Genomic DNA, 25676 nt, shown 5'->3' on the forward strand with positions numbered 1-25676 from the left:
TATCTTTGCGACCTTGAAAATTTAATATGTGTAGTTGTTTACGGTTTTGTAACATTTTGTAAAATGGTTTTTAGCGCATTGTTCAAACGTTTCATTTCTTCGTCACATCCGTGACCATCTGGATGGTAGATCTTTGATAATTGTTTGTATCGTATCTTGATGCTTTTCTGGTCCGGAATTGAGCTAGGCGTGTAGCCAAATAGCGCACAGGCTACCTGAAAATTGTTCAAACTCTTGTTGTTTTTCTGCTTCTTCAGCTCGTTATAGATAGTCTGAAGTTGGCGCTTTTGCTGTTTGATGGTGAAGTCTTTCGCGCTAAGCTGCGCTTCAAGTGTCTGTTGTTGCTGATTTAACTCACCAGACTTCAGGATCTGTCGCTTTCGCGATACAACCAGAGTCGCGCTGATACTCACTATTACAATTAAAAAGGCCAGTACTGCGCTACTTATATAGTCAGAGCTTGTTAGCTCGTGATTAGGTCGTTGTTGACCAGACATCTCTTGGCTTGCGCTGGCTTCTGTATCGATGCCGTCATTGAGCCGCTCAATCGAAGAGATTTGCTTGGCGCGTTGTTGGTTGAATTGGGCTTCGAGAACGCGATTGTAACCACCTTCTGCATCAGGGTTGTCTTTTAAGGCTGCTTCATACCATAACTGCGCTTCATCTAATGGTTGAAGTAGATCTTTCTCAAGCGAGGACTCATAGATCTTTGCGACCTCAACAGAGGCGTGTTTGTTACCTTGCAATGCTGATTTGATAAACCATTCTAAAGCTAGCTTGTTGCTTTGCTCTACACCTGTCCCTGATAAATACAATTCAGCCAGCCTAAATTGCGCATTTGCATTGCCGTTATCCGCTGATTGCGAGTACCAATAAAATGCATCGCTGGTGCTCAAAGGGACGTCGACACCCGATTCATAAGCTTGAGCGAGTTGATATTGAGATATTGGGTCTTGAGGTTGTGACTTTAATGAAAATTCATCACTGCTTTTCGCGTGAACGAAATGTGGAATGGACAACTGTATCGTGGAAAAGATGAGGGCTACAAATAGAGGCCTAAGAAATGACGATGACCAGAAGTTGGATAGGATAAGCAAAAGATAAGTCTCGTAAAAAAAGCCCAGTCCCGATGTATCAGGATGAATACGCTATGTGCCTGAGTGTTAAGTCGTAACGCTTAAAATAAGCGATACGAATGACAAGCAACTATATAGTGGTTAATTCAATAGATAAAGGTAACTGGGCTTTAATCGTGCTACTTAAGCGGCAAGATTTGAATTTCTACGCGACGGTTACAAGCACGACCTTGAGAGGTGTTGTTGTCACATAGAGGGTAACGTTCACCGTTACCACGAGCAATGGCACGACCTGCAGCAACGTCTTGAGAGATCAAGAATGCACGAACAGATTCAGCACGACGCTCAGAAAGGATTTGGTTAGACGACTCGCTGCCAGTGCTGTCAGTGTGACCGTCGATCACTAGGCTAGTGTCTGGGTATTCAACTAAGATACGAGCAACACCGCGAAGTGTGTTGTGAATACTAGACTCTAAAGCGTAAGAGCCAGAACCAAAACCAATGCCGTTTTCTAGGCGAAGTAGAAGCTGGTTCTCACCAACGCGTTCAACTTGAACACCAGAGTTCATGAGTTCTTCACGAAGTGCAGCTTCTTGTTGGTCGAAGTAGTAACCGATACCACCACCAACTGCGGCGCCACCAGCAGCACCGATGAGTGCACGTTTACGGCGATCTTTAGAATCGTCACCAGTAGCAGCACCAGCAACGGCACCAGCGATTGCACCAATTAGAGCGCCTTGAGTTGCAGAGTTCGTCTCAGATTCGCCTGTTGTAGCATTTTGGCGTTGAGTTGCCTGACAACCCGTTAGAGCGACAGTAAGCGCTAGGGCTAGTGTGATTTTTTTCAACGTATTTCTCCATCATGTACTTCTGTCAAACGCATGGATTGCGAATGACAAACATATAGTCCTATAAGTATTATTGATGGTTTTAACAATGTGCTGAGGAAATGTAAAGAGCAAGCATTATGATTTAGCTAAATGGCATGCTCTACGATTTGGTGATTTTTTTAGCCGCTTGAGTTCCGCCAACAGGGCGGTTTACCGAAAGCTTACGACCTTTCTTCAAACCAACTTCATAGTCAGCGGTGAGGTTTTTCATCGCTTCTCTGAGTTGTTGTTTGAAGGTTTCACGGTCAATATTTTCAAATTCTTTATCAATGTAGTTATTGATTTTGTTGTTTGACTCGTCGTCCGGGGTAATGATAGGCAACTTTTCAAGCGCACCTTCTACCCAACCAGAGACGTAAGAATTTACACGACGAGTGACTTCGAGAGTTCCTGTACCAGATCCTGCAAAGCTGTTTCTGAATTGACCCGTATGCTCGTTCAATTCGCGATAAATAATATCGAAAGCAAAGGCAGCAAAGATCGCTCGATCAGCTTCACCAATGAACTCCACACGCTTAAGGCCTTTGTGGTTCAGTAATACGGCTTCTACGCCAAACTTGGTGTTAATACCACGAATAACACGCAGCAGTGTAGAGCTGATATTTGCAGGTAACAGATGACTGGACTGAGTTTTCCCCATCTTGATAAATTCAATATCGTCTTTCTCGAGACCATATTTCAGCATCAAGTTATGCGCCATTTTTATCGCATTGGCCGCTTCATTGACGTTCGCAGAATTTCCAAGCTCAAGGCACTTGGCAATTTTCTTTAGGGCTTTTTTCTTATCCATCGACTACTTAATCATTACCGCAAATTTTGAAAAGTCCGACATTTTACATGTTTTGGCAGGTAACAGCAAAGTCAAAAGTCATTTGTTATTACGCGGTGAGCCATTATGAAGGATGGAAGAGATGGCTTCTGGGTAATACAAGAACGCCATCAAGCGTATTGATGGCGTTAGTGACACGATTTTCCGGATTAACTAGAGCATTAGCAAACTAGATACCAAGTTCATCGAGTAGATCGGCTGCAGAGTCATTACCTGAACTTTGAGCGGGCTTATTCGCTTCCTGCATTTTTTTCTGAGTAGCCTCAAGAATACTGTCTGGGCATTCGTCTTCAGCGATCTCAAATTCTTCTAATTGGATGAATTCTGTCTTATCCATTGCAAGCTCTAGGTAGAAGATGTTGTTGTTTGCAGTCGAGAAGGTCACACGACGGGCTTGTGGACGATCGAGATTAGTATCAACAGAAAGGTTTACTTGTTTGTTCAATGCCAGCATTTTCGGTTGGTTCTGTGTGATGTTGGTTTGCAGTTCTTTACGGATCTTATTGGTGAAATCACCAACTAACTGGTTCATTAACTCACCTAAAACATCGCCCACTTCGTCTGAAGTGTGCAGTACCGCCAGCTCATCTTCTGGCATGCCCATGTTACGCATGTAATTGGTATAGATCTCTAGCGCGGCTTTAGACGTAAAATTGATGACAACAAGGCCAGAAAAGCCACCGTCAAATAAGACGAAACAACCAAAGTCTGGCTTCAGACTTGTCTTGTTGATCTTTTGAACCATAGCTGAATAGGACACCTGAGAAGCCGTCGCTGAAGTGAGTACGCTTGAGACTGATTGGCATAGCTTAAGAAGAATATCTTCAGTTGTGACTGTTTTGTTTTTTTTCATTGTGATGTGCTCATGGAGATGTCTTAAACAAAATGTTATTCAGTATATTGGACTGAATTAAGACGAAAGTGACTATTTCTCCATTCTTGCACTGAGATTCTGATTTGATCACCTTTTTATATGATCTTAATAGTAGTAAAGTGACGAAATTCAAAGAAAATTATTAAAAATCTCAGATAACCCAATGCTGATAGGATCAGCGAAGTAGGGGCAGGAAGCAAATGTTACCAAGACTTCAACTTAATGCTGATGTCGATCCAGTAGTCGTACGCTTTTTAGATGAACTAAAAACAGCGGGCTTTACTGGCGACATTGAATCTCAATATTCTAGCCGTTTGGCTGTGGCGACTGATAACAGTGTCTATCAGCAATTGCCGCAGGCGGTCATCCTTCCTAAAACAACTCAAGACGTTGTGTTGCTCGGTCAGGTGGGTGCTAAATCCGCTTACGAACGCGTGACCTTTTCCCCTCGTGGTGGCGGTACCGGAACCAACGGACAATCGTTGACGAAAGGTGTCGTGGTTGACCTTTCACGACACATGAATAAGGTTCTTGAGATAAACGAGAAAGAGGGCTGGGTAAGAGTTCAGTCTGGCGTCGTTAAAGACCAATTGAATGATGCGGTACGTCCCTACGGTTACTTTTTCTCTCCAGACCTTTCTACCAGTAACCGAGCAACCTTAGGTGGCATGATCAATACCGATGCTTCGGGCCAAGGGTCGTTGAAGTACGGAAAAACGTCCGACCATGTGTTGTCGCTACAAGCGGTGTTCGCCGATGGTTCGTGTCTAGAGTCTGATTTATCGCACGGCTTGCCAGTTGAGGGTGAATTTGCTCACCATGCCCTTGCGGTTACTGAAGCCGTTTGTCGAGACAAGCGCGCTCAAATTCTTAATAAATTCCCACCATTGAACCGCTTCTTAACAGGTTATGATCTAAAGAACGCAATCAACGAACAAGACGACAGCTTTGATCTTACACGTGTACTGTGTGGTGCGGAAGGTTCATTAGCCTTCATTACGGAAGCAAAGCTCAACCTAACGCCGATTCCCAAAGCGCGAACGCTGGTCAACGTGAAATACAACACGTTCGATTCTGCGCTGCGTAATGCGCCGTTCATGGTAGAAGCGAAAGCGCTGTCTGTAGAAACGGTTGATTCAAGAGTATTGAACCTAGCGAAGCAAGACATCGTTTGGCACACCGTGAGCGACCTGCTTATGGATGTTCCCAATAAAGAGATGCTTGGCATCAACATGGTTGAGTTTGCAGGCCAAGATGAAGCGGAAGTTGAACAACAAGTTCAAGCACTGACGGCACAACTTGAAAGCATGCTTGAAACCGAAGAAGCTGGTGTGATTGGCTTCCAAGTATGCAGCGACTTAGCGAGCATTGGCCGAATCTACAACATGCGTAAGAAAGCGGTGGGTCTGTTAGGTGCGGCGAAAGGTCGAGCTAAGCCGGTCGCTTTTGCTGAAGATACCTGTGTACCACCGGAAAACTTGGCCGATTTCATCTCTGAATTTAGAGTTTTACTCGATTCAAAAGAGTTGAACTACGGCATGTTTGGTCACGTTGATGCGGGCGTATTACACGTTCGTCCGGCACTTGATCTGTGTGACCCGATGCAAGAAGCACTGATGCACGAAGTCTCTGATGAAGTGGTTAAGTTGGTGGCTAAATACGGCGGCTTGATGTGGGGTGAGCACGGAAAAGGCTTCCGCTCTGAGTATGGCCCTGACTTCTTTGGGGAGGAACTGTTTACCGAATTAAGACGTGTTAAAGCAGCGTTCGACCCGCACAACAAGATGAACCCAGGCAAGATCTGTACGCCATTAGAAAGCGATGCTGAGTTGGTGAAAGTCACCGATACCAAGCGTGGCTTCTATGACCGTCAGATCGACGTACAAGTTCGTGATAGCTTCAAACAAGCCATGGAATGTAATGGTAACGGCTTGTGCTTCAACTACGATACGAGCTCGCCAATGTGTCCTTCGATGAAAGTCACTGCAGACCGTCGTCATTCGCCAAAAGGCCGCGCAGGTTTGGTAAGAGAGTGGTTGCGTCAGTTAACGGAACAAGGCGTCGATATTCTCGATTTAGAGCAAGAAGCGCTGAAGGACAATACTCCGGTCAAAACCATGGTGGAACGTGTTCGTAACACAATGAACAAACGCCATGAATACGATTTCTCACATGAAGTTCACGAAGCGATGAACGGTTGTCTTGCGTGTAAAGCGTGTGCGAGTCAGTGCCCAATTAAAGTCGATGTGCCAAGTTTCCGTTCTCGATTCTTGAATATCTATTACTCACGCTACCAACGCCCAGCAAAAGATTATTTAGTCGCCAACATTGAAGCCATGCTGCCGCTGATGGCGAAAGCGCCAAAAGTAGTGAACGCTGCATTGGGTCAAAAGTGGATTCAAACCGCAACGGCGAAAACGGTCGGTTATGTCGATGCACCGTTGATGTCGGTGCCTACACTTAAAAATCGTTTAGCGAGCAAAGAGCTGCAACTCTTCGATCTTCAATATCTAGAAGGGCTCTCTTCTGAGCAGAAGAAACAGCATGTGCTGATCGTTCAAGACCCGTTTACTAGCTTCTATGATGCGGAAGTAGTTGAAGACTTCGTTACCTTGGCTCAGAAACTTGGCAAAACTCCGGTGCTTTTGCCGTTCAAACCAAATGGTAAAGCGCTGCACATTAAAGGCTTCTTAAGTCGTTTTGCACGTGAGGCTAAATCAACCGCTGACTTCTTGTCGATGGTTGCAGATATCGGTATCCCTTTAGTGGGTGTCGACCCTGCACTTGTGCTTTGTTACCGCGATGAATACGTCGAGATCTTGGCTGACAAGCGCGGAGATTTTGATGTACTGACGGTGCATGAATGGTTAATGCCATCGTTAGGTGAGTTCGAAGCGCGTTCGGCAAGTGAAGAGATGTGGTATTTGTTCGCTCACTGTACTGAGAAAACCAAAATGCCAAACGCTGAAAAAGAGTGGGGCGCTATCTTTAAACACTTTGGCGCTGCGTTAACCAGCGTTCCTGTCGGCTGTTGTGGTATGGCGGGCACCTTCGGGCACGAAGTCGATAAGCTTCAAATGTCGAAAGATATATACGGTCTAAGTTGGAAGCCTCAAATGCAGGACTTACCAAAAGATCGCTGTTTGGTGACGGGTTATTCCTGCCGTAGCCAAGTGAAGCGTTTTGAAGGTGAGAAGCTTGCTCACCCATTGCAAGCGCTAGCAAAAATTCTTTAATACATTTAGCCCAGCAATTGCTGGGCTTTTTTCTAAACTAACAAAGGAATGTTAATAAGGAAAGCTATGAGATTTCTAGAGTTAAAAGTACCACCCGTTGCACTGTTCATTATTGTATTCGTAGCATCATACTTCTGCGCTCAGCAGTTGAGCCTAGGGACACTTGCACTGCCTTATGGAACGGTTGTGTTAGGTATCGGGGTCGCATTGAGTGGTGTGATTGGAATATCAGGCATATTGGAATTTCGAAAACAGAAAACCACCGTTAACCCGATCAAAGTCGAAACCGCATCCGCAGTCGTTGATAGTGGAATCTTTGGCTACACACGAAATCCAATGTATCTAGGGCTATTCATCCTACTGTTTTGCTTTGGCTACTTCTTCCAAAACCTGTTCAGTGTCTTACTCAGTTTTGTATTCGTGATTTACATGACTCAGTTCCAAATCAAGCCAGAAGAACGCGCTCTAGAGCAATTGTTCGGTGCGGAATATGTTGATTACAAACAAAAGGTTAGACGCTGGATCTGATGTGGATTCAAATACAATTAAGTAATTAGATAAGAATTATTATCGTTTGGTTGATCTATATCACAAATTAATGTGGTTTTGGTTTCATATTCATTTTTTATAAAATAGTCTGCGCTTCATTATTAAAATGAATAAAGGCTAGGTAATGAAAATTGTTCAGGCGAAATGGTTGTCGCTAGGTGTCTGTGTAGTGAGTCTGTCTTCAACGTCGGTGTTGGCGGATGTTTCAGCTCGAATTATAAACGGTAAAGAAGCAACACAAGGAAATTGGCCATTTATGGCTGCGCTAGTCTCAAGGAACGTGAACGCTTATGACGGTCAGTTTTGTGGTGCGAGCTTCATTGGTGAGCGATATGTATTAACTGCCGCTCACTGTGTGAAAGGTAATGGTCGTGAAGATCTAGATGTGGTGATTGGCGTATCAAATCTTTCGGCCTCTCAAGCTGCACAACATAGATACGCTGTTGATAATATTTATGTACATGAATATTACAACTCTGCAGCGACAGGTAATGATATCGCCATTATTGAGCTAGCAGAAAAGCCAGCTGAGTCTGTGGTTAATCTCGTTGATGGTTATGTTCGCGGTAACCTGAATGACGGCCAAATGCTAACGGTCATGGGCTGGGGTGATCAGGACATGTCAGATGGATATTCATCGAAGAGTGAATTGTATCAAGTTAATGTTCCTCTAGTTAATCAGTACCAATGCAACACTGTTCCTTACAGTGGCTACTCTTCTATTGGTAGTGACGCGTTCTGTGCGGGTTACAGTGATGGTGGTTATGACTCGTGTCAGGGTGACAGTGGCGGTCCAATTGTTGTTTCGACCAATGGAACGTATGAACAACTGGGTATTGTGAGCTGGGGTAAAGGATGTGCACAGGCTAACGCTTACGGAGTCTATACCAACATTAGTTACTTTGATGATTGGATTGATGAGCAGCAATCAGGACTTAGTTACCGTCAAATTGAAATGCTTGGTGCAAAATTATTGGCGCCTATTTCACATACCTTTGAATTCACAAATAAATCTGATCAAAACATTACAGTAAACCGTATCTATCCAATTTCAGGTAATGATACTGTTATAACAGACAACGGATGTAGCATTTTAACTGCAGGACAAAGCTGTGAAGTTGTGGTTAGTTACGACCTAAACTCAATTGGTGAGCATGAATTTGGTATTAATGTTGACACTGATTTATTGGTAGGCACGGTTACTTCAACGGCTTCTGTGATAGGGGCGAGATCTGTAACGAATACTGTGAACTCTTATGTCAGCGTACCTAACAGTGGCGTTTACAGCACACAAGATTGGGGTATCGAAGGAGCAACAATCGTCTCTCCATCAATAGGTAATAGTGAATCGACAATGTTGGTTGTTGAGGGTATCCCTACAGGTACGGTCTCTTTCGATATTACATTATCGTCTGAACTGGATCATGATTACGTTAAGCTCTATCTCAACGGACAAGAATTCGACAAAGAATCGGGTGAGCTTGCTGGCTCGGTGAACCTACCGTTGGTTCGAGATACTAATAATAGTTTTATGATTACATATGTGAAAGATTGGTTTGGTTCTGATGGGGACGACAGAGTTACGATCACAAACTTTGCGTATACCGATGAGATAAAGATATCTAAGTCTGAGGGCACGCAGAACGCAAAAAGCTCAGGCGGCGGCAGCGGTGGTTCACTGGGTTGGCATTGGTTACTCGTACTTTTCGGTGGCTTGATTGCACGAAAATCATTTTCATCACTAAAGCTTAACGGATAACCATCGAAACTATGTGACTGATGGTTACGTACTAAAAAGCCCAGCTTGAGAATATCAAGCTGGGCTTTATTGATCTTGTTCTAGAGCTTATTTACATCGAGATGTGTAAATAAGGATGCTGATTAAGCGGCAGCTGCAAACTGAGCTAGAAACATCTCTTTACGCTCGTTGAAGCGGTTTACTAGGTCGTCGACAGAAGCTTGGTCGTATGGCTTAAGGCCACTTGCTACCATGCGTTTCACGCCTTTACCGACAACTTCGCCGTCTTCTTTGAAATCGAAGTTCAGTGTCACGATGCCACGCTTGCCTTCAACATCAAAAGTTGCACCTGAGAATTCAACTTCTGGGTGAGATAGGTCTAGGCGAGTAAATTCAACTTCCATGCTCTCGTAAATTACAAGAGGACGTTGGCAGTTGATCATCATCTGTTGTTCTTCCATAAGAGGAACCATGATGTGTGGGAAGTTCATACCAGAGAACTTAACGTAGTTTGTTACTACGTGCTCAATGAACGCTTGATCGTGGCTCTTTTCACCTTCACAAGACATGTGTAGGTACTCTTTGCCTTTCTCGTCAACCAGTGAGCTTTCTTTCTCACACTTGTTGTCAACGCTTAGCGCAATACCGTTACCCACCATACCTGAAAAATCAAAACGCATTTTTTGGCTGATGCCTTCTTTTTGCAGAAGTACTGCAAACAAAAGATCGCCAGGCACGCAGAAGCGCTTGTTGTCTTCATCGTGAATTGGGTTGAAGTCAGCGGCTACTTTTTTAGCAAAGTGGCTAGCCTGTTCACGAGTGAATTGAAATTGATTGTCTTCAGTTGAAAAGTAAGGTGTCAGAAACATAGTATCGCTATTAGTCATCAAATCTGGCGTGGATTATAGCTAACTAACTTCGATCTAATGGTCTATCCAGTTAACTTTGTTTATATATCAGTCAATTAGATAATTACGTTGGATGGTATGTGACGATTTTTAAGAGGATATGGTTTTTGACTCAATGCAACAAGGGCTAATCAATAGCCCTTGTTTATACAACATTTTAAGAGGTGTTATTTAGAGTGTTTCTGCTTTAAAAACTACACAGAGTGCCTTCTGGCAGTAGATGGTTATGAACGGACAACTTAAGTAACAGGTTTGCTTGTTCAATATCAGGTGAGAAGTAGCGATCTTTGTCGTAGAAGCTGACCTTCTCACGCAGAATTTTTTTCGCCTCTTCTACGCGAGGAGACGAAAGGTTTGGCGCTCGGAAGTCTAACCCTTGTGCTGCAGCTAAATATTCTACGGCCAAAATCCCTCGTGTATTTTCGGCCATGTATCTAAGCCTGCGTGCTGCGAAGGTGGCCATCGATACGTGGTCTTCTTGGTTTGCTGATGTCGGAAGGCTGTCTATTGATGCAGGATGAGCTAAGGTTTTGTTCTCACTTGCTAATGCTGCTGATGTTACTTGAGCAATCATAAAGCCCGAGTTCACGCCGCCGTTATCGACCAAGAAAGGTGGAAGTTTGCTTAGCGCGCTATCGATTAACAGTGCCATTCTTCGTTCTGACAAGCTACCTATCTCGGCGATTGCTAGTGCCAGGTTATCGGCTGCCATTGCGACGGGTTCGGCGTGGAAGTTACCACCTGAAATGATGTCACCGTCTTCAGCAAAAACAAGTGGGTTGTCGGATACGGCATTTGCTTCAATGTTTAAGGTTTCTGCTGAATTACGAATCTGCTGTAAACACGCCCCCATCACTTGAGGTTGGCAACGCAGCGAATAAGGGTCTTGAACCTTTTCACAACAAGTGTGTGATTCACCAATCTCACTCTTTTGATCAAGCATATGGCGGTAAGCAAGGGCTGCATCCATTTGCCCACGGTGACCACGAACGCGATGAATACGCGGATCAAACGGACGACGGCTACCCAGCGCGGCTTCAACAGACATTGCACCACACACGGTTGCAGACGCAAACAAGTCTTCAGCTGCGAACAGACCTTCTAATGCAAATGCTGTCGATGCTTGTGTGCCGTTTAACAGCGCTAAGCCTTCTTTAGGAGCTAGCGTAATAGGCTCTAAGCCTGCGATCTGCATAGCTTCTAAGCCTGTGATGATTTTACCGTTGTGGCGTGCTTGGCCTTCACCTAGCAGTACTGTACTCATGTGGGCTAGGGGAGCGAGATCTCCTGATGCACCAACCGAGCCTTTTTGAGGAACACATGGGTAAACCTGCGCGTTCACTAGATCGATAAGAGCGTTAATCACTTTCAGGCGAATACCCGAGTAACCACGAGACAAGCTGTTAATCTTTAACACCATCATCAAACGCACAGTTTCATCAGACATGAACTTGCCGATGCCCGCCGCGTGAGAAAGCACGATACTTTTCTGTAGTACTTCTAAATCTTCTGGGGCGATTTTGGTATTCGCTAATAAGCCAAAACCTGTATTGATGCCATACACAGTGCGATCTTCAGCGATCACTTGTTCGACAACGTGCATGCTCGCTTCAATATCAGGGATTGCAGCAGGGTCGAGTGATAAATTTACAGGGCTACGGCTAATCTTACGCAGTTCAGGTAGGCCAAGAAGTCCTGGTTTAAGTAATAAATTCAACATGTTTTCTCCAGACATTAAAGGCGACGAAGTTCTTCGTTTAGCATAGGTAAATCAAGCTTCTGCTCTTTAGCACACTGCTTGGCAATATCGTAACCCGCATCAGCATGACGCATAACGCCAGTTGCCGGATCATTGTGAAGTACACGAGCAATACGCTGTGATGCATCTTCACTGCCGTCACAACAAATCACCATACCTGAGTGTTGTGAGAAGCCCATGCCAACGCCGCCACCATGGTGGAGAGAAACCCATGTTGCGCCGCCTGCAGTATTCAGCAGAGCGTTCAATAGAGGCCAATCTGAAACGGCATCTGAGCCATCCATCATGCCTTCTGTTTCACGGTTCGGGCTTGCCACTGAACCTGAATCTAGGTGGTCACGACCGATAACAACTGGTGCTTTCAGTTCGCCATTTTTAACCATTTCATTGAATGCTTGGCCTAAACGTTCACGATCTTTCAAGCCAACCCAACAGATACGCGCTGGTAAGCCTTGGAACTGAATGCGTTCACGCGCCATATCTAACCAGTTGTGCAAATGTGGGTTGTCTGGAATCAGTTCTTTTACTTTTTGGTCTGTTTTGTAGATGTCTTCTGGGTCGCCAGAAAGGGCAGCCCAACGGAACGGACCGACGCCTTCACAAAATAAAGGTCGTATATATGCGGGAACGAAACCTGGGAAATCAAATGCATTCTCCACACCTTCTTCCAATGCCATTTGGCGAATGTTATTACCGTAATCTACAGTCGCAGCACCACGGTACTGAAGATCCAGCATAGCTTGAACTTGAATAGCCATAGATTGCTTAGCGGCTTTCACTACTTTCGCTTCATCAACTAAACGTTCTTGTGCTGCTTTCTCCATCGTCCAACCTTGAGGCAAGTAGCCGTTCAGTGGATCGTGGGCAGAGGTTTGGTCAGTCACTACGTCAGGCGTGATATTGCGTTCAACAAGCTCTGGGAATACGTCTGCTGCGTTACCAAGCAAGCCAACAGAGATTGGTGTGTCTGATTCTTTAATCATTGCCATCGCTTCATCGATGCTGGTGGCTTTTTTGTCTACATAGCCTGTACGCAAGCGGTAATCGATTCGTGATTCATCACATTCAACCGCAATCATCGAGAAGCCAGCCATTGTAGCTGCGAGAGGTTGAGCACCACCCATACCGCCAAGGCCACCCGTTAGAACCCACTTGCCGTTTGCTTCGCCTTGGAAGTGCTTCTTCGCGATAGCGACAAACGTTTCATAAGTACCTTGAACGATGCCTTGAGAGCCAATGTAGATCCAGCTGCCTGCTGTCATTTGGCCGTACATCATCAAGCCTTCTTTATCGAGCTCGTTGAAGTGCTCCCAATTTGCCCAGTGCGGAACAAGGTTCGAATTCGCAATCAGTACGCGAGGTGCATTCTTGTGAGTTGGGAACACACCTACAGGTTTACCAGATTGAACAAGCAACGTTTGATCGTCTTCTAAACGTTCTAATACTTCGACAATCTTGTCATAACATTTCCAATCGCGCGCAGCGCGACCAATACCGCCATACACAACCAGTGCATGTGGGTGTTCTGCCACATCAGGGTCTAGGTTGTTCATCAGCATACGCAGTGGTGCTTCTGTTAACCAAGATTTAGCGCGCAAAGTGGTGCCATGAGGTGCGCGAATTTCGCGAGTCGTGTCGAGACGAGGGTCACTGTTGTGGTGTTCCGTCATTTTGGAATTCCTTCTGTTTCACGTTATATCGTTGTAGTTGTAGTTGTAGTTGTAGTTATCGGTATAGCTGGATTAGTCGCTGGCCATTGCACTGGCTATATCCCAACACAAACGTGCCGCCAATCGAGCCGTTTGGCCATCGACGTCGTAGTCTGGGTTGTATTCCGCAATATCCGCGATAATGAGTTTTTCACTGTGTTTAAAAATCTGTTCTAGAAAAGGCGCGAGCGCTTCATAGCTCACGCCTCTTGCTGCTGGTGCACTTACACCTGGCGCAGTCGCTGCTGGGAATACGTCTAGGTCGATAGTGAGATAGAGGTAATCACACTCAGCGATGAATTTTTGTAACTTAACCAGTTGAGCGACTTGGTTTATTTGGGTCATGTTGCGGTCGTGTTCATACCAAACGCCCAGTTGGTCGGCTTTATTGAACAGCGCTTTGGTATTGCTGGCCACGCTAACGCCAAGACAAGCGTAATGAAATGGCCATTGATGTTTGTGGCAGTAATCGCTTATCTGATTAAAAGGCGTACCTGAACTGGGTTTAACATCGGCGATTTCGCTTTCAAATTCACGAAGATCAAAGTGAGCATCAAAGTTAACGATGCCGATCTTAGGTTTGCGTTCTGACTGATCTTTATGAAGGTGTTTAGTTTTATGTCGGTGTTCCGTTTGGTGTAAATGCTCAGCAAGTCCTTGGAAAGACGCCCAAGCAACCTCGTGACCACCGCCAAGGGTAATCACTTTGTTGGTTGATAAAGCATTAGTAATTACAGAAGCACACTGTTTTTGGCTGACTTCGAGCTGGCCATCATTACATTCGATATCACCAAGATCCGCGATGTGCGCGTCACTGTGCCAAGCCATATTAGCCAACGCTTGGCGAATCAGGTTAGGTGCTTGTTTCGCGCCTACGCGTCCTTTGTTTCTTGCAACTCCAGCATCGCTGGCAAAGCCAACTAAGGCGATAGCGCCATCAGTAAGCTCGTTACTTAACTCACTACTGTGAACTTGTTTGGTAATGTGATGAACGCGAGTACCGAGTGCGCCATCTTCAAGATCATTACGCCCAGTCCATACAAAGTTATGTGTGGTTGCTGCATTATCTCGGATGCCGTTAGACTTAGATTGAGTCATGACACACCTCGCCGTTAACAATGCGTTTATACAGATGAGGAATACCAACTTGATAGCTTAAGTCGGCAGGGTGCTCGATATTCCAGATAGCCAAATCAGCGGCATAACCAATTTCAATTTTGCCTTTGGTTTGTGAGTCGCCAATGGCAGAAGCAGCGTTACAAGTTACACCGCGCAGCGCTTCTTCAGGCGTTGTACCAAACAGGGTGCAGCTCATGTTCATCATTAGAGTTAAATCAGCAAAGGGAGAAGTGCCGGGGTTTAAGTCGGTCGCTATTGCCATTGGAATGTTGTGTTCACGAAGTAAAGCAATAGGAGGCAGTTGAGTCTCTTTCAGGAAGTAGAAAGCACCGGGTAGCAAGGTGGCAACTGTGCCTGATTCTGCCAGTGCTTTTACTCCGGTTTCATCAAGGTATTCAACATGGTCAACAGAGAGTGCGCCGTATTTAGCTGCAAGCGCGCTGCCACCCATATTCGAAAGTTGTTCAGTGTGACCTTTAATCGCTAGCCCATGCGCTTTGGCTGCTGCAAAGACACGTTCGGTTTGTTCTAGGTTGAAGCCGATAGATTCGCAGAACACGTCAACTGCATCGGCGAGCCCTTGCTCTGCAGCTTTAGGAATGATCTCTTGGCAAACCAGATCGATATAGCTGTCCGGTTTCTCTTTATATTCTGGTGGAATAGCATGGGCAGCAAGGAGAGTGGTGGTGATCTTAATACGGCGATGATTCTCTAACGCTTTGGCTGCACGTAACATCTTGAGCTCATCTTCAAGTGTTAAACCATAACCAGATTTTACTTCGATACTGGTCACGCCACTTCTTAGCAGACCATCGAGTCTCGGTAACGCCATTTCAACCAGTTCAGACTCTTGTGCTGCGCGTGTTGCAGTGACTGTCGCTAGAATGCCACCGCCTTGCTTGGCGATGTCGGTGTAAGACACACCATTCAAACGTTGCTCAAACTCGTTGGCACGATTACCCGCAAATACGAGATGAGTGTGACAATCAATCAGCCCAGGAGTGACGAGCTTGTTTTCGCAGTCATAGGTGATGTAATCCGCAGAGCTATCAGTGCTCGGTTGTTCTACCTCAGAAGCATGTCCCTCGTGGTTTGAACAAGAGATGGACACGATCTTACCGTCTTCGATAACGATATCTTGAGGGGAAGAGGGCTGATAACCATCGGCTCCCGAACTCATGGAGACCACTCGTGCGTTTTTGAGGATCAAATTCATAATCACCTAGATCTTTGCTAAACATTAAATGTATATACAAATAAATAGGCTAAATGCTGACCCGAATCAAGTTGATGTTGCAAAAATGTGATCGGAGATCAGGATGATGTTCTTTAATCTAGAAGTATCTTGGAGCTTAATTTGTACTTAGAGCCAGGATGGTAGAGTAATGCAAAGCTGATGAGACGCTCTTTACTCCACGTTCTTCTATTCAAAAGTAGGCAAGGCTCTGATTCAAAAAGTTTTAGTGACGTTCTGATTTGAGAGTCAGGAATAATGGCTTCAACCGTATGCTCGATAGCACTCAACGGGCAGTTTTTTGAAAGGTATTCGTTGGGCGTAGAGGTTGAAAAGTCTTGCTCTAGGTATTTTGGGGCGGCTTGAGAGTTCACCCAGCGCGCTTCCAATTGTATCGGCGCGTTGTCCGCAAAGTGGATGATTTCACTATAGAATACTTCTGCGTTAATCATTACACCTAACCGTGTGGCGGTGCTTTCATCAGCCTTAATGCTATCGTGTTTGATAACTTGGCTAGTATACGTTTGGCCTCTGTCTTTGATCTCTTGCGCGATGTTGTTGATATCAAGCAGGGGAGATTGCGCTTTTTCGTCGGGTTCACAAACAAAAGTACCTAGCCTTGGCTTCCTAATGAGCTTGCCTTCAGACACCAGATCTCGAATGGCTTTATTGACCGTCATTCGACTCACTTTGAACTGCTCTGTGAGCTCGAGTTCGGTGGTGATTTGATAACCCACTGGCCAGTGACCACTGGTGATATTGTCGTCTATGAACTGTTTTATCTGAAGGTAGAGCGGCGCTTTCGACATAATGAAACCTTATTTGACTATACAAATAGAGTAACGGATTTTTTCATGATTTCAACATTTCCTCGGGCAATGTGACTTTATTCAACATAGATGGGGCAAATTGCTTGATTCTGTGAGGCAAGTGTCGCAAATTGTCACGCAATAACTATTCGTAAATCAGATAATTAGAAAGGGAAATAATATGTTTAAGAAATTAAAAGCCTCGTTGGGCATCGGTGCAGCAAAGGTTGATACTGTCTTAGATAATATTGAAGTTTTCCAAGGTGGAGAGTTGTCTGGCAATGTTCACATTGTTGGCGGCGACGTTGAGCAACAAATTGACTTGATCAACTTAGTTCTCAACACAGAAGTGAAAGTAGAAACGGAAGACAGCACCAGCTACGAAACCTTTTCACTGGGTCGTATTCAAGCCGTAGAGCCTTTCGTTATCCAACCGGGCGAAACCAAACTGGTTCCATTCCGACTTAAGTTAAATGATGAAACGCCAGTCACCGCGTTGAACGCACAAATGAACCAATGCCATGTGTGGGTTGAAACCAACCTAGATATAGGCTTCGCGATTGACCCTAAAGACCGTGACTTTATCTCCGTACACCCACTGCCAACAGTTGCTAAAATCATCCAAGGCGTGGAAGCATCGGGTATGGCAATGGTGAAAGCAGACGTAGAGAAGGGCTTCTTGAAAGGCAACAGCTTTGCTTCTCGTTCGGGCTGTTACCAAGAGATTGAATTTCGCAGTGGTGGTTTCATGAACAAAAAAGAGATAGAACTGTCATTCATTGTTGAAGGTTCAATGGTTCACTGCCTAGCAGAAATCGACCGCTCAATGAGCTTCCGCGGCGACCAATACATCTCATTCAGCTTACCTGCTAATGCCGCCGATTCAGATATTCGCAACGCAGTCTCAAGAATCATGAGTGCATAGTTCCCTTTCTGTTAGTAGTCGCTTTTTCTATTAATAGAGACAAGACAGTACGATTTCTATAGCCGAACTTAACCGTTCGGCTTTTTTGTTTGTAAATAAAGACAAAGAACCAATCATTGAACGTTAGCTTAGGGTGTTAGAAGGTCCTATATAGAAGATACATTTAAGTTATGTAGTTTTTGTGGCGCTGTGGGACTAACATTGTCATTTCATATAATTTCGTTACAATGTTCGGCTACTCACAAATGGGGCATCTGTATTTGCTTCTATGTGGGTATCTTTATTATGCATATATCTCCGATCAACATACTTGTTGGTTGAAAAACATATATTAAACATTTTCATGTGTTGCTTGGTGTGCAACACCACTGTAAAGGACAAATAATGCCAATTATTACTCTTCCTGACGGTAGTCAGCGTCAATTTGACAACCCTGTATCAACTCTAGATGTTGCCCTATCAATCGGTCCTGGTCTTGCGAAAGCAACCATTGCTGGTCGTGTAGACGGCGAGCGTGTTGATGCTTGTGATCTTATCGAAAACGATGCAAGCCTAGAAATCATCACTGCTAAAGATGAAGTTGATGGCCTTGAGATCGTTCGTCACTCTTGTGCTCACCTTTTAGGTCACGCGATTAAGCAGCTTTTTCCAGAAGCGAAAATGGCGATCGGCCCTACCATCGATAACGGTTTCTACTACGATATCGACCTTGAGCACTCTCTAACGCAAGAAGATCTAGAAAAGATTGAAAAGCGTATGAAAGAGCTAGCGAAGACCAAGTACCAGGTTGTTAAGAAGAAAGTTAGCTGGCAGGAAGCGCGTGACGCATTCGAAGCTCGCGGCGAAACTTACAAAATCGAAATCTTGGATGAGAACGTTTCTAAAGACGATCGTCCAGGCCTGTACCATCATGAAGAATACATCGATATGTGTCGTGGTCCACACGTTCCACATATGGGCTTCTGCCAACACTTCACGTTACTTAACGTAGCGGGTGCTTACTGGCGTGGTAATAGTGACAACAAGATGCTTCAACGTATCTACGGCACTGCATTCCACGACAAGAAAGCGCTTAAGGCTCACCTAGTGCGCCTAGAAGAAGCGGCTAAGCGTGATCACCGTAAAATCGGTAAGCACTTAGATCTATTCCATATGCAGCAAGAAGCGCCAGGTATGGTGTTCTGGCATCACAATGGTTGGACTATCTTCCGTGAGCTAGAAGTATTTATTCGTCAGAAGCTGACGGAGTACGATTACCAAGAAGTTAAAGGCCCATTAATGATGGACCGTGTTCTTTGGGAACGTTCTGGTCACTGGGATAAGTACGCTGAAGCGATGTTCACGACTTCTTCAGAGAACCGAGAATACGCGATTAAGCCAATGAACTGTCCTGGTCACGTTCAAATCTTCAACCAAGGTTTGAAATCTTACCGTGATCTTCCGCTACGTATGGCTGAGTTCGGCTCATGTCACCGTAACGAGCCGTCTGGCGCACTTCACGGCATTATGCGTGTTCGTGGCTTCACTCAAGATGATGCTCACGTATTCTGTACTGAAGACCAAGTTCAGCAAGAAGTTAAAGCTTGTATCGAAATGGTTTACGATACTTACACAACTTTCGGCTTCGATAGCATTGTTGTTAAGCTATCTACTCGTCCGGAACAGCGTGTAGGTTCAGACGAAATGTGGGACCGTGCAGAGGCCGATCTTAAGCAAGCGCTTGAGGCTATGGAGATTGCATACGAGATTCAAGAAGGCGAGGGTGCGTTCTACGGACCTAAGATTGAATTTACTTTGCATGATTGTTTGGACCGCGCATGGCAATGTGGTACAGTGCAGCTCGATTTTGCATTACCAGAACGTTTAGGTGCAACTTACGTAGGTGAAGATAACGAGCGTCACACGCCAGTTATGATTCACCGCGCGATTTTAGGTTCACTAGAACGCTTCATCGGTATTCTTATTGAAGAATACGCTGGCTTCTTCCCAACGTGGTTGGCGCCAGAACAAGCAATTGTTATGGGCATTACAGACAAACAGTCTGAATATGTACAAGAAATTGCGAAAAAACTGCAAAAAAGTGGATTTAGAGTCAAAGCAGACTTGAGAAATGAGAAGATTGGCTTTAAAATCCGCGAACATACTTTGAAACGTGTACCGTTCATGCTTGTGTGTGGTGACCAAGAAATGGAAGCCGGCGAAATTGCAGTACGTACACGTAAAGGTAAGGACCTTGGTAAATTTAAAGTGGATGACTTTATTTCATACATCCAAGCCGAGGTTTCAAACCGTAAGCTCAATCTGGAGGAATAGCTATTAAAGGCGGAAGACGTGGCCAACAACCGGCCAAACAAAACCAGCACCGTTTAAACGGTGACATTCGTGGCGTTCGTGAAGTGCGTCTAACTGGCGCAGACGGCGAAGCTGTTGGTGTAGTAACAATCGCTGAAGCGATGGAAGCTGCAAATGAAGCTGGTATGGATCTCGTAGAGATCAGCCCTAACGCCGAGCCGCCAGTTTGTCGTGTGATGGACTACGGTAAGTTCCTCTTCGAGAAGAGCAAAGCTGCGAAAGAGCAGAAGAAAAAGCAAAAGCAGGTTCAGATCAAGGAAATTAAATTCCGACCTGGAACTGATATTGGAGACTATCAGGTAAAACTACGCAACCTGACTGGTTTCCTTGAAGACGGCAACAAAGTGAAGGTAACAATTCGCTTCCGTGGCCGCGAAATGGCTCACCAAGAAATCGGTGTTGACGTTCTTAATCGTTTGAAAATCGATACTGAAGAATTTGCAGTTGTCGAATCTTTCCCAACGAGAATTGAAGGTCGCCAGATGATCATGGTGTTGGCCCCTAAAAAGAAGTAATTAACGGCTTTACAAGTAATTAAACCTTGCAGCCATAGGCTGTAGGGTTTTATTCGCCCTAATTACTATGTTATTAACAACTCAACAATGCGGAGTTATTCATCATGCCTAAGATGAAAACCAACAAAGGTGCTGCTAAGCGTTTCCAGAAAACTGCTGGTGGTATTAAGTTTAAGCACGCTGGTAAACGTCACATCCTGACTAAGCGTACTACTAAGAACAAGCGTCAGCTTCGTCCGAACTCAATCCTTCCAAAATGTGAAGTGGCTGCAGTTCTACGTATGATGCCATACGCTTAATTCTTTTTAGTTTATAAATTCGTTTAGTTTAGGAGAAGCATAATGCCTCGCGTAAAACGTGGTGTACAAGCTCGTGCACGTCATAAGAAAGTTCTAAAACAAGCTAAAGGTTACTACGGAGCACGTTCACGTGTTTACCGCGTAGCTTTCCAAGCAGTTACCAAAGCTGGTCAATACGCTTACCGTGACCGTCGCAACAAGAAACGTCAATTCCGTCAACTTTGGATTGCACGTATCAATGCGGCATCTCGTCAAAATGGTCTATCTTACAGCCGTTTCATTAATGGCCTTAAGAAAGCATCTATCGAGATCGACCGTAAGATTCTTGCTGACATCGCAGTATTCGACAAAGCAGCATTTGCTGTTCTAGTTGAAAAAGCGAAAGCATCTCTATAATTTAGAGTTAGCTTAAAGGTTTAAGAAAAGGAGAACTTCGGTTCTCCTTTTTTATTGCCTGCTATTTGGCTCTGCCATATTCTCTCGCATCTCGCATCTAATTTTTATTCGCTTGAACAGGCATTCTGGTATATAAACATCTATATAACCTCTAATGTTAAGCGACCGAGATAAATGACCGCACCTACCACTATGACGTTCTTCGAACGTTTTGAAACTGACATCCTTTCTGGCAAAAAGACCATTACTATTCGCGATGAATCTGAACGCGACTACCAGCCAGGTAGCGTTGTGGAAGTATCGACGCTAGAGCAAGGCCGTGTGTTCTGTAACCTTAAGATCATCAGTGTTGAACCAATCCTGTTTGATGACTTAGGTGAATTCCATGCTCAGCAAGAGAACATGACGCTGCAAGTACTCAAAGACGTGATTCAAGATATCTATCCGGGTATCTCTCAGCTGTATGTGGTTTCTTACGAGCTTGTGTAACCCGCTTTAAATGAAATTTGTTGATCACTACAGCCTTTAATTGCTGAGCAATAAGAAAGGGAAGTCACAATGAGTGAATTACTGAACGGAACAGTTCAGCAAATTTTGCTTCAACTTTATTGTCGTGAGCAAACTGAGCTGCCGTTAATTTCTCGAATTGATCTCGACATTGGTCTTTATGATAGTGAAGGCTTTCTAGCGTGGCGTGATACAAAGCGTGACTTTACTGTCAGTGATATCGAGAGTCGAGTGTGGGTGAAGAGCTGCCCCGGCGGCTATATCACTGAAGTGCACTTTAATGCTGACGGTTCTCTAGCTGAATACCGTTTGTTCGATCGATTTGAAACAACAGGGCAGTGGCAACTAAAAGACGGTTTGTTACACGTCGAGATTCTGAAGGGTGACAACCGCTACCAGTTTGCTGTTGTGGCTCGTGCTGATCTTAATATTCATTCTGCGGTGGAATATAAAAATGGTGAACTGCATTCGTATCTGAAATTGGTGCAGGCTGAGCGTTAATCCTTTTTAGCCGACCTTGCTTGCCCATTAAAATGAGTGATGTTCCAAGAATAAAAAAGCCAACAGTGATGTTGGCTTTGTTGTTTTCAATTCGACGAGTATTTCTAATCAACGCGCTATTAAGTTAAGCCATTAAGCTTTGAAGTTCGCCAATCGAGTATAAAGCTCGCTGTCTTGGTCTTGCTTTGCACATACGGTCAGCAGGTCTTCAATAAAGTACTTCAATGCACGTGCTTCAATTCGTCGAATGCCTTGTTGTTGCTCTTCAGTTAGGTAACCGTAGATAGTTGCGGCGCCAAAGTCACCAAAGATCATCTGACCTTGCTCGTTAACCAAAGTGTTGTGTGCGTATAGATCACCATGACAAACTTTGTTGGCATGAAGGTGTTCAAACACATCAATCATCTGTTCGGTAATGCTATTGATCTGAGCAATTGAAAGCACAAAGCCTTCGTTGAACGTATCGCGAGTGCAGCTCTCAAGAGTAGGGGGCAAACCTAGGTTGTAATAGTTGCTCGGAATCAGTTCCATGACTAACGCTAGGTAGTCTGACTCGTCGACTTGAGCGATAGATTTCACTAGGTTGCTATGTTGGCCTGCTTGAAGACACGCTTCAAGTTCATCGTGTGGGTAACCGTCACTGGTCACTTCGCCTTTGAATACTTTAACCGCCACTTCTTGTGGGAAATCAAAGTCACGGTTTAACCAGTTAGCATGAGAAATTACACCAGACGCGCCTTGGCCAAGCACTTGATTGAGTGAGTAGCATTGCGAACTCACGGCAGGCACGCTATCTAAGCTGCTTGGGTGTTTACAAAACGGGTTACCCGCAAACGCTAACCACGCCAGTTTTGGTAGCTTGATTAGGAACTCAGGGAATTCAGTCAGTTGGTTTGCAGATAGGCGAACTAGCTCAAGGTTTGATAGGTTTTTCATGCTTTCTGGTAAAACGCGAATCTTGTTACCCGCTAATGCGAGTTTTTGTAGGCGTGGTCTTTCACCTAAAGAGTGAGGGAGAACCTCGATCGCATTGTCTGTCAGGATCAACCAACGTAATTGAGCGGGCAGAGACTGTTCGCTAACGGTATTGATTTGGTTAGATTTGAAACCAACCATTTCGAGCTTAGGAAGAGTACCGAGAACATCAGGAAGGTGCGTGAACAGGTTATTTGACGCGAAGATAATGCGCAGGTTAGTCAGCTGTGATAGCTCGTCTGGTAAGCTTGATAGCTGGTTTCCATAAAGGTCCAGAACCTCTAGCGAATCGGCGAGTTCTAAGATCTCTAATGGAAATTCGGTGAGACCTTCTGACAGTTTTAAGCGCTTAATACCTTTGAGTTGCCCTGATTTTAATTGTTCTAGAGTATGCAAACCTTAGCCTTATGAATAGATGTTCGAGGCGCGTAGTTTACTTGTCTCAATCAAGAAAGGCGAGCACCGGAACGATGCTCGCTTAACTAATCTAAGTGGACGAATCTACGAAGGTTAAAGTCGTATATGGTTTTGGCTGACGCCGACCTCCTCAACAAAATCAGCATCATGACTCACCAAGATAAATGCGCCTTGGTATTCACGTAAAGCGGACGCCAATATTTGCTTTGAGTCGATGTCTAGGTGGTTGTCCGGTTCATCAAGTAATAGAAGTGGTGTGTCTTGCTTATGGCTAACGATCAACATCGCCAGTTTCATTTTTTCACCACCACTTAAATGTGCCACTTTTCGGTATACGGAGTCTCGTCTGGACCCAATTCCAGCGAGTAAGGTTCGTGCGTCAGTTTCTGTTAACCCAAAGCTGTGTGTCATCAGGCTATCGAACATGGTGTCGCTGGTGTCTAACAGGCCAAAGTGTTGATCCAAGTATACGGTCGCCCGTAAGCGCTTAATGGATCCGATATAGTTCGAGTGTTGGCCATGAATGGCTTTTAACAGTGTCGATTTTCCGCACCCATTAGCCCCGGTTAGATAACATCGTTCCCCTTGTGATAGAGAGAAGCTAATAGGAGCACCAGAACCAAAACTTAGGCGACAGTTTTCAACGGTTAATAATGAGTGTTTTTTAGAACCATTCGCTTGTTGTAGATACAATGCTTGCGGCTTCAGTTGCTCTTGTTGTTCTTTAAGAGATTGAAGTTTATGTTGGTTTTGATCCTTTAAGTTCTTGTGGCTTGTTGCCGATGCACCTTGGGTTCGCCCTGCTTTATCTTTCATTGCATCCAATAATATCTTGGGTTGGCTACCCGATTTTCGGAGTTGGTTACCTTGAGATTCACGTTGTTGTGCTTTTTCTTTGTTAGTCTGAGCTTGGCGCTCGAGCCGTTTCTTTTCCGATTGATGATGCGTTATCTGCTTGTCCAGTGCTTCATTTTGACTCGACATTTGCGTGAAGTAATCATCGTAATTCCCTTTGTAGAAGCGCATGCCCAAACTATTGAGGTGATAGATCCCTTCCATGTGTCTCAATAAGCTTCGGTCGTGACTGACGACAAGCACTTTACCTTCAAATAACTGGCACTGCTCTAGTAACCAATTGCGTCCATCGCTATCCAAATGGTTTGAAGGTTCGTCGAGAATCAGTATGTCGTGGTTTGACGTGAATAACCGATGAAGCTGTAATAGGGCGAGTTGTCCACCGCTCAATGTATGGCACGGTGTGGTCAACCCACTGGTTATTTTCAATGTGGCTAAAAGTTGCTTGGTGTTCGCTTGTAAATCCCAATCCTCCCCAACGATATTGAAGTGCTGAAGTTCGCAGCTGCCTTGTTCTATGGCGTGTAATGCGTCTAACTTTTCGGTGATCCCCAAGAAGTCAGCAATGCTGATTGCGCTATCCAACAGGTTTGATGGCAACTGAGAGTAAAAGCCGATCGAACCTTGGCGCGAAACACTGCCTGTTGTAGGCTGTTTTTGTCCAACGAGCAACGAAAGTAACAATGACTTTCCAACCCCATTTCTTCCGACTAGGCCGGTGAGGCGAGTGCTCAAATTAAAGGTGATGTCTTTGAATAACCACTCACCAGTATCGAGTTGGAATGAGAGATTGTTGGCTAATATAGTAGGCATAAAAATATCTCCTTTTACGTGTAAACGAGTAAAAGGGGTGAGGCGCTTTGCTGCATAGATTCCTGCGTGGGATTCTATGTCTAGATCGCCAAAGACGTTACTTAACTAGGATGACAGCAAAAGATAGAGATTATCTTGCTGAAGTGCTTTCTTTATTCAAGGTGCAGATCTTAAAGAGGTTGGTCTTAAATTGACTGCTCTTCAATAGCTTGATTTTTCAAGAAATAGATGACGAAGTAACGCCCACTAACCCCGAGAGTCCAAATGATTTTTATAAAAATAAATCGGATGTCAGGATGTTAGTACTTCATTATGGCGTTATTCTCTTTTGAAATGATGGTGGGATGTTACTGAAAGAAGGTACTGGAAGTCAATATGATGAAGTGACTAA

At 44.7% G+C, this 25676-nt stretch carries 22 protein-coding genes; 10 read left to right on the plus strand and 12 right to left on the minus strand.

Annotated elements, in window-relative coordinates:
- Window positions 1-38: 38 nt before the first annotated feature.
- From L3V35_RS15320 to L3V35_RS15335, 4 genes are all read right to left on the minus strand, one after another.
- Window positions 39-1097 carry a tetratricopeptide repeat protein gene (locus L3V35_RS15320; protein ID WP_237300199.1) on the minus strand — a complete coding sequence of 353 codons (1059 nt, stop codon included), beginning with the start codon at window positions 1095-1097 and terminating at the stop codon, window positions 39-41.
- Window positions 1098-1255: 158 nt separating this feature from the next.
- The gene (locus L3V35_RS15325; protein ID WP_004733421.1) at window positions 1256-1924 is read right to left on the minus strand and encodes an OmpA family protein; all 669 of its coding nucleotides are present in this window, start codon (window positions 1922-1924) and stop codon (window positions 1256-1258) included.
- 142 nt (window positions 1925-2066) lie between these two features.
- Complete coding sequence (locus L3V35_RS15330; protein ID WP_004733422.1) at window positions 2067-2756, minus strand: DUF2786 domain-containing protein; 690 nt, start codon at window positions 2754-2756, stop codon at window positions 2067-2069.
- 208 nt (window positions 2757-2964) lie between these two features.
- A complete protein-coding gene (locus L3V35_RS15335) occupies window positions 2965-3648 on the minus strand; it encodes a DUF3334 family protein (protein WP_004733423.1) in 684 nt (227 codons plus the stop codon).
- 221 nt (window positions 3649-3869) lie between these two features.
- Between L3V35_RS15335 and L3V35_RS15340 the strand changes: the two genes are divergently transcribed.
- From L3V35_RS15340 to L3V35_RS15350, 3 genes are all read left to right on the plus strand, one after another.
- Window positions 3870-6905, plus strand: coding sequence for an FAD-binding and (Fe-S)-binding domain-containing protein (locus L3V35_RS15340; protein WP_237300200.1), 3036 nt, complete (start codon window positions 3870-3872; stop codon window positions 6903-6905).
- A gap of 66 nt (window positions 6906-6971) precedes the next feature.
- Complete coding sequence (locus tag L3V35_RS15345; protein WP_237300201.1) at window positions 6972-7433, plus strand: isoprenylcysteine carboxylmethyltransferase family protein; 462 nt, start codon at window positions 6972-6974, stop codon at window positions 7431-7433.
- Between the two features lie 151 nt (window positions 7434-7584).
- Complete coding sequence (locus tag L3V35_RS15350) at window positions 7585-9213, plus strand: serine protease (protein WP_237300285.1); 1629 nt, start codon at window positions 7585-7587, stop codon at window positions 9211-9213.
- A gap of 122 nt (window positions 9214-9335) precedes the next feature.
- Here L3V35_RS15350 and L3V35_RS15355 read toward each other — a convergent pair whose 3' ends face one another.
- The 6 genes from L3V35_RS15355 to hutC form a co-directional block, all read right to left on the minus strand.
- Window positions 9336-10061, minus strand: coding sequence for a DUF3581 domain-containing protein (locus L3V35_RS15355; RefSeq protein WP_010438254.1), 726 nt, complete (start codon window positions 10059-10061; stop codon window positions 9336-9338).
- A gap of 226 nt (window positions 10062-10287) precedes the next feature.
- Window positions 10288-11820: a histidine ammonia-lyase gene (gene hutH / locus L3V35_RS15360; protein WP_237300202.1), complete on the minus strand. Its 1533-nt coding sequence runs from the start codon at window positions 11818-11820 to the stop codon at window positions 10288-10290.
- A 14-nt stretch (window positions 11821-11834) separates the two neighbouring features.
- Window positions 11835-13529: a urocanate hydratase gene (gene hutU / locus L3V35_RS15365; protein WP_054547392.1), complete on the minus strand. Its 1695-nt coding sequence runs from the start codon at window positions 13527-13529 to the stop codon at window positions 11835-11837.
- A 72-nt stretch (window positions 13530-13601) separates the two neighbouring features.
- Complete coding sequence (gene hutG / locus L3V35_RS15370; protein ID WP_237300203.1) at window positions 13602-14666, minus strand: formimidoylglutamase; 1065 nt, start codon at window positions 14664-14666, stop codon at window positions 13602-13604.
- The gene (gene hutI / locus L3V35_RS15375) at window positions 14653-15903 is read right to left on the minus strand and encodes an imidazolonepropionase (protein WP_054547394.1); all 1251 of its coding nucleotides are present in this window, start codon (window positions 15901-15903) and stop codon (window positions 14653-14655) included. Before hutI ends, hutG begins: the two co-directional genes overlap by 14 nt.
- A gap of 113 nt (window positions 15904-16016) precedes the next feature.
- Window positions 16017-16730, minus strand: a complete 714-nt coding sequence (hutC, locus tag L3V35_RS15380; protein WP_054547395.1) for a histidine utilization repressor — start codon at window positions 16728-16730, stop codon at window positions 16017-16019.
- A gap of 181 nt (window positions 16731-16911) precedes the next feature.
- On the opposite strand from hutC, the gene L3V35_RS15385 reads away from it, so the two are divergent.
- The 7 genes from L3V35_RS15385 (at window position 16912) to L3V35_RS15415 (ending at window position 22225) form a co-directional block, all read left to right on the plus strand.
- Window positions 16912-17655: a sporulation protein gene (locus L3V35_RS15385; protein WP_010438271.1), complete on the plus strand. Its 744-nt coding sequence runs from the start codon at window positions 16912-16914 to the stop codon at window positions 17653-17655.
- A gap of 384 nt (window positions 17656-18039) precedes the next feature.
- Entirely contained in the window at window positions 18040-19968 is a 1929-nt protein-coding gene (gene thrS / locus L3V35_RS15390; protein ID WP_054547396.1) for a threonine--tRNA ligase, read from the plus strand.
- A gap of 2 nt (window positions 19969-19970) precedes the next feature.
- Window positions 19971-20522, plus strand: coding sequence for a translation initiation factor IF-3 (gene infC / locus L3V35_RS15395; protein WP_076646145.1), 552 nt, complete (start codon window positions 19971-19973; stop codon window positions 20520-20522).
- Window positions 20523-20626: 104 nt separating this feature from the next.
- Window positions 20627-20821: a 50S ribosomal protein L35 gene (rpmI, locus tag L3V35_RS15400; protein WP_004733518.1), complete on the plus strand. Its 195-nt coding sequence runs from the start codon at window positions 20627-20629 to the stop codon at window positions 20819-20821.
- A 42-nt stretch (window positions 20822-20863) separates the two neighbouring features.
- On the plus strand, window positions 20864-21217 hold the full coding sequence (gene rplT, locus L3V35_RS15405; RefSeq protein WP_004733517.1) for a 50S ribosomal protein L20: 354 nt from the start codon (window positions 20864-20866) through the stop codon (window positions 21215-21217).
- 174 nt (window positions 21218-21391) lie between these two features.
- Window positions 21392-21706 carry a N(4)-acetylcytidine aminohydrolase gene (gene yqfB, locus L3V35_RS15410; RefSeq protein ID WP_004733516.1) on the plus strand — a complete coding sequence of 105 codons (315 nt, stop codon included), beginning with the start codon at window positions 21392-21394 and terminating at the stop codon, window positions 21704-21706.
- Between the two features lie 69 nt (window positions 21707-21775).
- Window positions 21776-22225: a hypothetical protein gene (locus L3V35_RS15415; RefSeq protein WP_054547397.1), complete on the plus strand. Its 450-nt coding sequence runs from the start codon at window positions 21776-21778 to the stop codon at window positions 22223-22225.
- Between the two features lie 132 nt (window positions 22226-22357).
- Here L3V35_RS15415 and L3V35_RS15420 read toward each other — a convergent pair whose 3' ends face one another.
- A complete protein-coding gene (locus L3V35_RS15420; RefSeq protein ID WP_054547398.1) occupies window positions 22358-23596 on the minus strand; it encodes a leucine-rich repeat-containing protein kinase family protein in 1239 nt (412 codons plus the stop codon).
- A gap of 114 nt (window positions 23597-23710) precedes the next feature.
- Window positions 23711-25285: an ATP-binding cassette domain-containing protein gene (locus tag L3V35_RS15425; RefSeq protein WP_054547399.1), complete on the minus strand. Its 1575-nt coding sequence runs from the start codon at window positions 25283-25285 to the stop codon at window positions 23711-23713.
- Window positions 25286-25676: the final 391 nt, after the last annotated feature.

Source organism: Vibrio sp. L5-1 (assembly GCF_021728315.1).
Taxonomy (GTDB): domain Bacteria; phylum Pseudomonadota; class Gammaproteobacteria; order Enterobacterales; family Vibrionaceae; genus Vibrio; species Vibrio splendidus_K.